Annotated in this window: 12 protein-coding genes; 9 read left to right on the top strand and 3 right to left on the bottom strand. The window is 45.9% G+C overall.

Annotated features, from left to right (window positions below; translation table 11 throughout):
• Positions 1-1,007: ABC transporter permease (locus tag DFR44_RS04905; RefSeq protein ID WP_133619621.1), on the bottom strand; the 1,007-nt coding region annotated here is incomplete at its 3' end.
• Between the two features lie 200 nt (positions 1,008-1,207).
• Here DFR44_RS04905 and DFR44_RS04900 point away from each other — a divergent pair.
• The 3 genes from DFR44_RS04900 to DFR44_RS04890 all read left to right on the top strand — a co-directional run bounded on the left by DFR44_RS04900 (position 1,208) and on the right by DFR44_RS04890 (position 4,377).
• A complete protein-coding gene (locus tag DFR44_RS04900) occupies positions 1,208-2,227 on the top strand; it encodes a hypothetical protein (RefSeq protein WP_133619619.1) in 1,020 nt (339 codons plus the stop codon).
• Positions 2,228-2,236: 9 nt separating this feature from the next.
• A complete protein-coding gene (gene recJ / locus DFR44_RS04895; protein ID WP_133619617.1) occupies positions 2,237-3,943 on the top strand; it encodes a single-stranded-DNA-specific exonuclease RecJ in 1,707 nt (568 codons plus the stop codon).
• 92 nt (positions 3,944-4,035) lie between these two features.
• Entirely contained in the window at positions 4,036-4,377 is a 342-nt protein-coding gene (locus DFR44_RS04890) for a hypothetical protein (RefSeq protein ID WP_133619615.1), read from the top strand.
• A gap of 93 nt (positions 4,378-4,470) precedes the next feature.
• On the opposite strand, the gene DFR44_RS04885 is transcribed toward DFR44_RS04890, so the two are convergent.
• Positions 4,471-5,721 (bottom strand): hypothetical protein, encoded by a 1,251-nt coding sequence (locus DFR44_RS04885; protein WP_133619613.1) that lies wholly within the window; start codon positions 5,719-5,721, stop codon positions 4,471-4,473.
• A 90-nt stretch (positions 5,722-5,811) separates the two neighbouring features.
• On the bottom strand, positions 5,812-6,804 hold the full coding sequence (gene ygfZ / locus DFR44_RS04880; protein WP_162845166.1) for a CAF17-like 4Fe-4S cluster assembly/insertion protein YgfZ: 993 nt from the start codon (positions 6,802-6,804) through the stop codon (positions 5,812-5,814).
• A 125-nt stretch (positions 6,805-6,929) separates the two neighbouring features.
• Here ygfZ and mltG point away from each other — a divergent pair, with 125 nt between their 5' ends.
• The 6 genes from mltG (at position 6,930) to DFR44_RS04850 (ending at position 12,101) form a co-directional block, all read left to right on the top strand.
• Positions 6,930-7,955, top strand: coding sequence for an endolytic transglycosylase MltG (gene mltG / locus DFR44_RS04875; protein ID WP_133619608.1), 1,026 nt, complete (start codon positions 6,930-6,932; stop codon positions 7,953-7,955).
• Positions 7,956-8,040: 85 nt separating this feature from the next.
• The gene (gene tmk, locus DFR44_RS04870) at positions 8,041-8,670 is read left to right on the top strand and encodes a dTMP kinase (protein WP_133619605.1); all 630 of its coding nucleotides are present in this window, start codon (positions 8,041-8,043) and stop codon (positions 8,668-8,670) included.
• A 1-nt stretch (position 8,671) separates the two neighbouring features.
• Positions 8,672-9,733 carry a DNA polymerase III subunit delta' gene (holB, locus tag DFR44_RS04865; protein ID WP_133619602.1) on the top strand — a complete coding sequence of 354 codons (1,062 nt, stop codon included), beginning with the start codon at positions 8,672-8,674 and terminating at the stop codon, positions 9,731-9,733.
• Positions 9,734-9,875: 142 nt separating this feature from the next.
• The gene (locus DFR44_RS04860; RefSeq protein WP_133619599.1) at positions 9,876-10,475 is read left to right on the top strand and encodes a LemA family protein; all 600 of its coding nucleotides are present in this window, start codon (positions 9,876-9,878) and stop codon (positions 10,473-10,475) included.
• Between the two features lie 124 nt (positions 10,476-10,599).
• Positions 10,600-11,565 (top strand): TPM domain-containing protein, encoded by a 966-nt coding sequence (locus DFR44_RS04855; RefSeq protein ID WP_162845165.1) that lies wholly within the window; start codon positions 10,600-10,602, stop codon positions 11,563-11,565.
• A complete protein-coding gene (locus tag DFR44_RS04850) occupies positions 11,565-12,101 on the top strand; it encodes a TPM domain-containing protein (protein WP_133619593.1) in 537 nt (178 codons plus the stop codon). Before DFR44_RS04855 ends, DFR44_RS04850 begins: the two co-directional genes overlap by 1 nt.
• Positions 12,102-12,106: the final 5 nt, after the last annotated feature.

Raw genomic sequence — 12,106 nt, 5'->3', positions numbered from 1 at the left:
ATTAGTGCCCCTTGAATCATAAAAATATGCATGATACTGCGGCGCGATGCACCTTGTGTTCGCAAAATGGCAATGTCTGCCTGCTTATCATTGACCGTCATCACGAGCATGGAGACCAAATTAAAACCCGCGACGATTGTGATGATGAGCAAAATAATGGTCATCATGGTTTTTTCGGTTTTCACCGCAGAAAACCACGCGGGATTAATCGATGTCCAATCTTGTGTGAGTACGGGTTGGCTGGCGTTGTCTTCAATCCAGCGGCCGACCGTTTTGGCTTGATCCATGTCTTTGAGCTTTACTCGCAAGCCCATATTGCCTTCATGAAATAATTTTTTGGCATCATTAACATTAACGTAAGCATATGAATTGTCAATTTCATAATGCCCTGCTTTCAAAATACCCACCACATTAAATGGTCGCATGCGCGGCACCGCACCCGCAACCGTGATATTGGCTTCAGGCGCAAGCAAAGTCACTGGCTCACCTAATGCAAACGTATCTTTTTTAATCTCTAAACCCAGCCGACGAGCCAATTCAATACCCAAAACAATATTAAACTCGCCCTCTTTCAAGTCATCCAAGCGACCTTGAATGATTTTTTTCGGCACTTCAGAGACTTTACCCTCCTGCATTGGGTCGATTCCTTCGACCTTCACCCCAACCATCTCGCCATCTTGCAAAACAATAGACTGGCTGCTCATGTAGGGGGCAATACCAACCACCTCTTTATTTTTTTCAATACTTTGAGACAACGGCGACTCCCAGCCAGCGGGCGAGTCAGGTGCAGGATAGACTTGCACATGGGGCACGACCGACAACATTCGTTCGCGCACTTCGCGCTGAAAACCGTTCATCACGGACAGCACAATAATCAAAGCGGCCACGCCTAAGACAATGCCGACCATCGATAATGCGGAAATAAATGAAATAAATCGATTTTTAGTCGTGCCACGCGATGCCCGCGTGTATCGCCAACCCAACAGCCACTCAAAAGAATGTTTCATACAGCCCTTTTTATACTGTTTTTTATATAAACATAAAGAAACAGAATGTCGATAATATAATAATAAACACACAAAGTTAAAACCAAAATAAGGCAATAGTTTATCATGTACGGATAAATTTTCCCCGCTCGAATGCAATTTGAAAGCGGGCCAATTGAATCCATATTGAATCTATAAATACCCAATCCATCTAACACACCATGAATTCACGCCATTCCACCGTTTTTGAGAACATCACTTTGCCTGCTAAAGCACTTTCGTTTGCTCTGGCAAAAAACTTGCGCACGGGGGCGTCTTATAATTGGCACCGTACTTTTCCCGTACTCGCGCAACTTGACAAAATGGAGATGAAACGCAGTGCGGTGATTTTTCCAAATGATTGCCCTAACAGTGCGCATGATGCGTATGTTTTGGGACAAATTGGCCTCCCCCTTGATATGGGCATTGCTCTATTTGAAGCCATACATCAAGACATTCCACTTGCCATAAAAGACCTCGAGGATAAGTCTTTTGCCCAATGGTTCTGCCTATCACCAGTCCATTGGCGAGCGGGACGCGACCATGTCAACTTAATGGCGTTAACGGATGACGACATCACTTTAGACGAAACTAAAGTACTGGTGAACTCCATTGCGCCTTGGCTGGCAAAATGGGGCTGGCACATCCATGTTGCCTCACCTTCAAAATGGTTTGTACGCACCCTCGAACATTTCGATTACCACGCACCGAGCCTTAAACTGGCACAAAGCGACCAGTTAGAAAACTTTTTACCGCGCGGTCGCGCCCTTAGTCGCTGGCAAACCCTGTTGACAGAAATTCAAATGCTGTGGTTTGAAAATCCAGTGAATCAAGCTCGGGCAAAACGACAACAAGTTGCCATTAATAGTCTATGGTTGTACGGCGGCGTCAATACTCGCGTCATCAACGCAGATAAAGCACTACAATTTAGAGCCGTATCCGCCTCTATTGAAAAACCCAGTGTTAATAAAGTCAATGATATTCACGCGCATTTGGCTTGGTTAGACCAAAAAATGTTACCCGTATTGGATGCGGTTAAAACACATGGTAAAGCCACATTCAGCCTGCTGGGAGATACTTGGCAACAAGACATTGAGGTAACACAACCCTCATGGACCAACGCACTCAAAAGCAAAGTTTCCACGCAAAAAAAAGCACCGCTGCTTTGGTTGGAACAGCCTAAGTTTGATTTCATTCAATAAAACAGTTGTATGACCACCATTAATCAACGCCAGCCCAACCCGCACATTGCGGCCGAACTAGAATCGGCTGGACATTCAGCTTTACTGGCTCGCCTGCTTGCCGCACGCGGCGTCAATGGTGCGCAAGAAGCTCAACTTGAGTTAAACCAACTCATTTCACCCGCGTCTTTGCTCGGCATTGATGTCGCCGCACACGAATTGGCCAACGCCATTGAACAATCCAAGCACCTACTGATTATTGCCGACTATGATTGCGATGGCGCAACTGCTTGTGCGGTAGGACTTCGCGGTTTGCGCTCTTTGGGTGCTCATGTTGATTTTCTCGTGCCCAATCGCTTTGAATATGGTTATGGTTTATCGCCTGAAATTGTCACCTTAGCTGCGAATCATCCCGACTTTGACAAACCCGACCTCTTGCTCACTGTCGACAATGGGATGGCCAGCATTGAGGGCGTTGCTCATGCCAATGCCTTGGGCATGCCCGTGCTGATTACCGACCACCATTTACCCGCCGACGAAACACCCAGCGCAATAGCCATCGTCAACCCGAATCAACATGGTTGCCCATTCCCCAGCAAAAACTTAGCGGGAGTAGGCGTTATGTTTTATGTTTTAGTCGCTACCCGCGCAGAGCTAAAAAATCGTGGCTACTTCACACATCGCCCGATGCCCAATTTAGCAGAGCTACTCGATTTAGTCGCTTTGGGTACAGTGGCGGACGTGGTTAAACTCGATCATAACAATCGCATTCTCGTCGCGAATGGTTTGGCGCGCATGCGTGCAGGCAAAATGTGTGCAGGCATCAACGCCCTCCTCAATGTCGCAGGACGAGACTTTCGCAAGGCCTCAAGTTTTGATATGGGTTTCGCCATCGGCCCCCGCTTAAATGCAGCAGGTCGCTTGGATGACATGAGTTTGGGTATCCGTTGTCTGACAACCGATGACGAGCAAGAAGCATTGCAATTGGCGCAACAACTCGATGAAATGAACCGCGAGCGCAGAGCCATCGAACAACAAATGCGTGAAGAGGCTGAAGTCAATCTGTCTTCGCTCGATGTGGAAGTGCAATTTTCAATCTGTTTGACGCATGAAGAGTTTCATCAAGGGGTTATAGGCATCGTTGCGGGTCGCTTGAAAGAGAAATACCATCGCCCAACCATTGTTTTCGCACCCGATGGCAAAGAGTTCCTTAAAGGCTCTGGTCGTTCAATTAATGGCATCCATCTGCGCGATGTGCTGGACTGGGTCAATAAAAATGCCCCTGAAACCATTGTCAAATTTGGGGGGCATGCAATGGCCGCAGGCCTAACCATCGTGCGCGCAGACTTCGAACTGTTCAAAGATACTTTTGAACAAGCCGTCGTTGCCATGAGCGAACCTGAAGTGTTTACGAAGCAAATCGTCACCGATGGTCAGCTGCACTCGACTGATTTTAGTATTGCGAATGTGGATGCGATAAACAAACAAGTCTGGGGACAAGGTTTTGCAGCACCATTGTTTGAAGACCGCTTTGAAGTGATTGAACAACGGGTACTCAAAGACACTCATTTGAAATTAGTGCTTAAAAATCAAAATGGTACGTTCAATGCCATTTGGTTTTTTCATGCGGAAGAAATGCCTAAACATATCCAGTGCGTATATCAACTGCAACGCAATGACTGGAATGGCAAAACTGATTTACAATTTTTAATTGAATACGCCGTGCCGATTGACTAAACGTGCTTTGTTGTTTTAAATTCACGGGCATTTTTTAATCGTAATTTTTCCATATGAATCAATTTTGTTTACCCTTGTTTCTTAAGCACTTCATGACATTGTTGCTTTGCTTATCCATGTTTGATGCACGCGCCGAGCCTCGCGTGTTTGATAAAGCCACTTGGATAGAGTTGGCCAGTCAAACATGCATTCGCGAAGCACCACACAGTCGGACCGTTTCTGCACTACATATGAATGACAAGCAAATCCGTTACAGCTGCCGTTGCGTGGCCAAAGACATGCTCACGATTTTGCCAACAGAGGAGCGTTTGCGCTTGATGCAACAAATGCAAACACAGCACAACTTGCAACAAATTGAGCAACAAATGCTAAAAAATCCAAAAATTAAATCTTCGATTGCCGAATGCAGTGCGGCTTCATACTGGTGGAGCTAAATACGACTTAAATAAAAAACGCTTGCTCAAGCAAGCGTTTTTTATTGATGAAAAAATGAAGACATCGACGAAAAATCAATCGGTTTGAATTGTTCAATGATGTTTGCGCATTTTGGTTTTGCTCGAACTTGAACGATGAGCATGTTTGCCCCGCCCGCGCGAGGGAGCCGAGGCCTCTGCTGCATCCGCGGCATCGAATGCAATAAGGTCATCATCATTTTTGTCAGTACCCCCAAAAATAGAGAGTAAAATTTTGCCCAGCGATGATTTTTTCAAGTTTTCAGCCCCATCAACACTGTTTTCAGGCGTGGGCGCATCAATCAACTTTGCCGTACCAATGTCATATAAACGCACTTTAGAATGAGCCGCAAAAATCATTGGTTCTTTGCTGCTGGGGGTATCTTCGTCAGGTTTGGGGTTGTTTAAAACCACTCGTACCTTGGTGTCAGTCTGTACGACTTCACCCTTATTATTGAAGCCCAGTACTTCGGTTTGCTCCGACTCAGGCGCAATGAATTTTTTAAGGTTATCCATCACGCTCTTTTCAATATCGGTGTCAATGTCAACAGCTGTATCCATCTCCGCTGAGGCATCAACAGCTTTAGCTGCATCGATTGCTTGACCATCATTGTTTTTGGTTAACTCAGGTTTAAATATGCCCGCCACATCTTTAAAGATGTTCGGGAACATGTCCAAAGACTTTTGCACTGAAGTTTTGACTTGAACCTTACGAACCACGCCCTGATGTTTATCGTCATTATCCAAAGGCACATCGCTAAAGCTCGCCTTGTCTAATCCTTCATAGTGTCCGATGAAGTTCTTTTTCAACACATCTATGATTTTGCTGGATTTATCGAGATGATTGGAAAATGCATTGAGGTCAAATTCTGAATATTTACCAGAATTCTCGGGCGCATTTAAAAACATGTCTAACGCCGAAAAATCAGCAAAGAGATGTTTTTTCTGTCCATCATAAACGATTGGAAATGCCATCATGGTTTTTAAATTTTTGCTGTCATATCGAAAAGATGGCGTCATCTGATACATCTTATTGGGCATGTCTATCACGCCAATCGTCTCAGCACTTGAATGTTTTTGTAAACTGGACATGAACGAACTAAAAAAATTCGTCACATCCTCATCAGACTCCAGTTGATTTGTCGTGTTTAGTTTAATTTCATCTATGCCACTACTGGCGACAAAGCGATAATTGGGCATATCAAACGCATGTTCAATTCCTTTACTCACCAATTGTTGAGCAGGCATGTTTCGAATCTCAGTACTGGCGCAGCCAGTTAAAGATAAAACCGCCGCCACCGCACACCATCGCAACTCAAATTTCATACCTCTCCCAATCATGATATACCACGCTAAAATTTATAAATTGTATCCAAAATGATTTACTAATACCAACTTGATTTACGGATACAGGTTTTAATCAACTAAAGCGTAAGGCAAATCAAACCGTTTACCATCAACATCCATGCCTTGAACCGATAAGCAAGCATCACCATCTAACATGGCTAAACTCACCTCCAATAACGCATCAATCACATTCGTTTGCAATACATTTTGAGCCGCAGAGACCACCACACCTGCGGGTTGAGTTTCATCTAAACGACTGTACACATCGGCATTAACATTAAAACGCTCTAATGCAGCCTGAGCAAGAGCATCTCTTTCAAAACCCCAGCGTACAGCTATCATACGGCGTTTAAGTTTGCCAAGATAATGACTGCGAGCGACCACCTCTTGCCCAGGGTAACATCCTTTTTTGAAATTCACACCGCCGATACGGTCAAGATTAACCATTTGCGGTACAAATGCCTCGACCGTTGATACTTGGATAGACGGCTCGCCCGCCATCACAGCAAGCCAACGCCACGCCATCTCACTGATTGTAATAAACTCTTGTCGAGAAAGACTGGCAACATCAATAGCCCCCTTATCCGCAGGTACTATCATCAACTCGCGCGACAACTCGCTTCCTTCAACCATTGCGGGCAATATGCCCAAACGCGTTGTGTTGTTATCACGTTCTGCCACCCCAGCTGCCAAACACCCGTCGCCCGCGAAGCCGTACATATGATATTGCTCTGAGACATCATCCAAATTCACTTTAGCGCGCAAAACAAACATCCGCAAACGTTTCACAACTTGAACAATCAATTCTCGTTGCGTGATTAAAAACACATCATCGCCTTCGCAATACATTTGAAAAATAGCGTACAAACGCCCTTTTGCACTGCAATACCCCGCTAATTTAGTGATATCTTCGGTTAAATTTGAAACATTCTGCGTCAGTTGTGCATGCAAGAAGCTGCGTGCATCCTCGCCACTGACGCGAATCAGTCCGAGCTGCAAGGATAAATCACTAGATACCCCTTGTTTGAGTTGATTAAGAGTGAACTGCATTGAGTTGTGCATGCTTATGTTTCCCATTGTGTCCGATTGAAATCAAAAACTTGATTCAGATTAAGTATAAAATAACGACTTTCATTGTAAATCAAAAAACCCTCGTCCACCTAAATCGACTCTCGTCCTCACGTCTAATGAATTTACTGTTTAAATATAAAAAAGTCGCTATCTTCCTGTTGAGCTTATTGCTCATTATCTTTTGGGGCGCGACCCGCCTCGCATCGCCTCTGGGGGACAAAGGGCAAACCCAGACCCTCACTATTGCCAAAGGTGCAGGCGCATCAACTGTTGCCGAACAATTGGCTAAAATGTCTCGAGCATCAGGCGGTTCTGTCACTGCGTTTGAAATTGAAACCCTCTCTTTGCTGACTGGGCGCAGCAATGACTACAAAATGGGCGATTATGACATTAACCCTAAAGCCAGCTTAAGCAGTATTTTGGATAAAATTGCGCGGGGTGAAATTGCCCCGTTAAAAATTCGTATTGCTGAAGGTGCCACATGGGCGCAAATAAAATCGGTACTGCTTAAAGCCGACATGCAGCACGATGCGCAAGAGTTGGATGTCAAACAACTCGCGACCGTCCTCAAACTCGACACCGCCAGTGCAGAAGGCATGATTTTTCCAGACACCTATCAATACCGTCGCGGTGAAGCTGAAACCGCCGTGCTCAGTCGTGCTGCACAAATATTGCATAGTCGCCTCAATGCCGCGTGGGACAAACGCGCCGAAGGCTTACCTTACAAAACCCCTTACGAGGCTTTGACCATGGCCTCTATTATTGAAAAAGAGACGGGAGCCGCCGAAGACCGCGCAATGGTTGCGGCTGTATTTGTCAATCGCTTAAAAGTGCCAATGCGTTTACAAACAGACCCTACGGTCATTTACGGCATCGGTGCCGATTTCAATGGCAACTTGACCAAAGCCGACCTACAAACAGACACGCCTTTCAATACATACACCCAAGATGGTCTACCTCCCACACCGATTGCAACGGCGAGCATGGCCTCGATTGAAGCCGCACTTCATCCCGCTGACAGTAAAGTGCTCTATTTTGTTGCCCGTGGCGACGGCTCAAGTGAGTTTTCAGAAACGTTAAGTGAACATAACGCGGCGGTAAAAAAATATCAACTCAACCCAGTCAAAAAATCCGCGCAATAAAATGTATCAAATACCAACAAACACCGACGGCATCTACCGTTAAATGTTTGCTTTGTTCGCACTTAAAGACATCACGAAGGACACCATGACAAACACTGGTCTTTTCATCACAGTTGAAGGCGTTGACGGCGCAGGAAAATCGACACCGCTATCGTGGCTCAATCAAAGTTTACAAGCCATTGGTCGCACCGTTGTACTCACTCGCGAACCTGGTGGAACCGCTTTGGGTGAGCATTTGCGCGAGCTGCTTTTGCACGAAAAAATGGATTTGGAAACAGAAACCTTGTTGATGTTCGCCTCACGACGTGAGCACATTGCACAAGTGATTTTGCCTGCCTTGGCACGCGGCGACATCATCATCTCAGACCGTTTCACTGATGCGACTTACGCCTACCAAGGTGGCGGGCGGGGTGTAAGTTTAAGCAAAATTGAACAATTGGAAACTTGGGTTCAACATGACCTGCAACCGCATTTAACTTTATTATTTGATGTGCCTCTTGAGGTTGCGCAAGCTCGACTCGCGAAAGGCAGAAGCCAGCTCGACAAATTTGAACAAGAATCCATGGATTTTTTTCAACGCACCCGCCAAGCATACTTGGCTCGAGCCACTGCACACCCTGAGCGAATCGCCATCATCGACAGCACGGTTGACATTGAACAGACCCAAATTCAAATTGCCGCTGCTTTACAAACACATTTAAATATTGCCATTTGACATGACGACACTCCTACTGCCTTGGCACACCACATTTTTTGAACAATGGCATGCACAAAGCCAACGCTCTCATGCCTATCTACTCATTGCACCTGAAGACACGGGGGGTGAAGCCTTTTTGCATCAATTGGCCGCGAGCGTGTTGTGCGAAAAACCAAACGCAGACCACGCGCCTTGTGGTTCTTGCTCTGGTTGTCAACTATTGGCGGCATACAGCCACCCCGACTTAAGGGTGCTTCGCCCGAGCATTTTAGATGCCAATCATCCCGTTGAAGAGCTTCGACCTGAAAAACCAAGTAAACACATCACGATTGACGATGTCCGCGAATTGGCGAATATGGTCAATCAAACAAGCCATCGTGGTGGCACTCGCGTTGTTTTAATCTACCCCGCACACAAGCTGAACCTGAATGCGGCCAACGCTTTGCTTAAAACATTAGAAGAACCTCCTGCGAATACCTTATTCTTTTTGCTGGCACATGATGCCAAACAACTGTTACCGACCATCATTAGCCGCTGCCAGCGCGTCCATCTGTCTCGACCCAGCACCGCGCAAGCCATCGCTTATTTAAATCAACACTGCGGTGACAACCCAAACTGGTTGAATGATTTAACACAGGAAAATGGTGCGGTATTGCGAGTAGCTCAACTCCACTCAACGAATTACTTTACGCTACAAACACAATTTATCCATGCACTGGCTCAAGGCAAAGACATGGATGCACTGAAATTGGCAGAGCAGTTTGATAAACACATCAAAGATGCGGATAAAGCATACCTTTCAGGGGAAGCTCGAACATTAGACATGGGCGTGACACTGATGTGGTTACAACGCTGGTTGCACGATGGCCTGCTCACCGCTCAAGGTGTCGGCACGCCCCGCTACTACGCTCAACACGCCAAGGCTTTGACTTCGCTATTTAAAAACATGCCAACGTCATTGGTGCAGCGGGCTCACGCCATGCAAAACATGTTACTCAAAGAGCAACGCACCAGCGAACACCCGCTCAACATAAAAATTTGGCTGGAAAAACTACTGCTCCAATACACTCAACTTTTTTAATTGTGCGTATACTTCGTCACCGATTCTTTTGTTTTGTATTGAATTTTCATCAAACATAACCATTTAAACACCAAGAATCACTTGCATTCAACCTGCACGCAGTTGCACACGTCATCATTTTTAATTCATATAGGAGCATTTTATGCGTAAATTACTCGCCCTCATTGCCGCTGTAACCACCCTCACTTTAAGCGGCTGTGGCTACAACACCATGCAAGCTGAAGACGAAGCCATCAAGGCGAAATGGTCAGAAGTATTGAACCAATACCAGCGCCGTATTGATCTAATTCCAAACATTGTCAAAACCGCTCAAGCTGAAGCAAATTTTGAAAAAGGCACACTCGAAGAAGTGATTATGGCTCGCGCTTCGGCCACCAACGTCCAAGCCACTCCTGAACTGGTTAATGACCCCGAAGCATTCAAAAAATTTACTGAAGCACAAGGCTTATTACAAGGTTCTTTGTCTCGTTTGATGGTTGTTGCCGAGAACTACCCTAATCTAAAATCCAACCAAGCATTCCAAGAAGTGCGTGCACAATTGGAAGGCACAGAAAATCGCATCGCAGTGGCACGTAAAGCTTATATTGATGCCGTTCAAGCTTACAATACCACATTACGCACTTTTCCAAACAATTTGACCGCTAAAGCCATGGGCTACACCCCAAAAGCTAATTTCACAGTTGAAAATGAAGCCGCGTTGTCAAAAGCACCGTCTGTTGAATTTGACTCACCCAAGAAATAAGTTGTATTGCGCGTGATTAAACTGCTCGCTCTGAAGGTGTGAAAACAAACCAAACACCTCAGAACGAGCAGAGTAAAAATCAATGGCGGCGAAAGAGCCATACCGCAGAAGAAAATATTTTCACATGAAAAAAATAACATACCGCTGGTTTTATCGTGTCTTGCCGCTGTTGTTGAGTTGGACATTGTTATTCAGCACCATCCAAGTGGCACGGGCGCAAAATTTACAAGCCATTCCGCCCCTGACAGCACTGGTCATGGATGAGACCAATACGCTCTCTGCCGCTGAACTGGATAGACTCGATGCCAAACTTAAAACATATGAAAAAAACAAAGGCAGCCAGATAGGGATACTCATTGTGCCCACGACCGCGCCAGAAGATGTGTTCAGTTACGCTCAACGCGCTGCTGAGACCTACAAACTGGGCAGAAAAGGCGTGGGTGACGGCGTACTGATTGTCGTTGCTAAAAACGATCGCAAAATGCATCTGTACGTCATGCGTGCGCTTGAAGGCGCAATCCCTGATGCCTATGCCAAACGGATTATTAATGAACAAATGCAACCTGCATTTCGTCAGGGGCAATTTGCCGCAGGTTTAGATGCCGCCACCACACAAATCGAAAAATTGCTTGATGGGGAACAACTCCCCCCACCCACAGCCACGGCGGCCCAAAACAAAAACAATGATACAAACGACGTTTGGACACCCCTGCTGATGCTCACCCTCGCCGCCAGTTTCATCGGCTCTGGCATCGCCAAGTCCACCAATCGTTTATTGGTGGTACCCACTGCCGCTGCCATCACAGGTTTTATCGCACTCGACATGACTAGCCTGATCAGTGTCGCCGCACTGATTGCTGGGATTGTCGGTTTAGCCATCACGATTTTTGGCAAACACTATACGCAACTGGCGACACAACGCAGCAGCACACGCTCTCGATTTAATCAAAACTCGTCACGCCAAGGCCATGATGTTTTTTGGGGAGATGGCTTCGGTGGTAGAGGACATGGTGGTTTCAGCGGTGGCGGCTGGGGTGGCTCAGGTGGCGGCGGTGATGCTGGCGGCGGTGGCGCATCAGGAGGTTGGTAATGAAACATTTTAGCCCTTTAAATTTGACTTTTTTTGAACATACCAACCGACTTTTTCGTCATTGGTTCACCCCATCTTGGCGTTTAAAAAAGCTACTATCCAGCCATGACTTAGAAACCATTGCTCAACTTATAGAGGCATCGGAAACACATCACACGGCTGAAATCGCAGTGGCGCTCGAAACTCGCTTGCCTTGGTCATATCTCAGGCGTCAAGCATGCTCGCGTGAGCGTGCCTGGTCTATTTTTAGCAAAATGCAAGTTTGGGATACATCAGACAATAACGGCGTATTGCTGTATTTTTTATTGGCCGAACGCCGTATTGAAATCGTCGCTGACCGCGCATGCGCTCAAATCATCGACGAAGCACAATGGAACGCATGGTTACATATCCTGTACCTTGCCATACAAGAAAAAAACTTGGCTAACGGGATCCAAACGGTCATCTCTGAATTAAGTGCTCAATTAACTCTGTACTTTCCACAAACAGAACAGAATCAAAAAAACCTCGTGAGTAATCGACCTCACATTATTTAAAAAAC

The sequence above is a fragment of the Hydromonas duriensis genome (assembly GCF_004363775.1).
GTDB lineage: Bacteria > Pseudomonadota > Gammaproteobacteria > Burkholderiales > Burkholderiaceae > Hydromonas > Hydromonas duriensis.
The sequence above is the reverse complement of the archived record's forward strand: the minus strand, read 5'-3'. Positions and strand labels throughout refer to the sequence as shown.

Coding starts and splice junctions, on each gene's coding strand:
- DFR44_RS04900 (WP_133619619.1), top strand. CDS start 1,208: ATGAATTCACGCCATTCCACCGTTTTTGAGAACATCACTTTGCCTGCT.
- recJ (WP_133619617.1), top strand. CDS start 2,237: ATGACCACCATTAATCAACGCCAGCCCAACCCGCACATTGCGGCCGAA.
- DFR44_RS04890 (WP_133619615.1), top strand. CDS start 4,036: ATGACATTGTTGCTTTGCTTATCCATGTTTGATGCACGCGCCGAGCCT.
- DFR44_RS04885 (WP_133619613.1), bottom strand. CDS start 5,721: ATGAAATTTGAGTTGCGATGGTGTGCGGTGGCGGCGGTTTTATCTTTA.
- ygfZ (WP_162845166.1), bottom strand. CDS start 6,804: ATGCACAACTCAATGCAGTTCACTCTTAATCAACTCAAACAAGGGGTA.
- mltG (WP_133619608.1), top strand. CDS start 6,930: ATGAATTTACTGTTTAAATATAAAAAAGTCGCTATCTTCCTGTTGAGC.
- tmk (WP_133619605.1), top strand. CDS start 8,041: ATGACAAACACTGGTCTTTTCATCACAGTTGAAGGCGTTGACGGCGCA.
- holB (WP_133619602.1), top strand. CDS start 8,672: ATGACGACACTCCTACTGCCTTGGCACACCACATTTTTTGAACAATGG.
- DFR44_RS04860 (WP_133619599.1), top strand. CDS start 9,876: ATGCGTAAATTACTCGCCCTCATTGCCGCTGTAACCACCCTCACTTTA.
- DFR44_RS04855 (WP_162845165.1), top strand. CDS start 10,600: ATGAAAAAAATAACATACCGCTGGTTTTATCGTGTCTTGCCGCTGTTG.
- DFR44_RS04850 (WP_133619593.1), top strand. CDS start 11,565: ATGAAACATTTTAGCCCTTTAAATTTGACTTTTTTTGAACATACCAAC.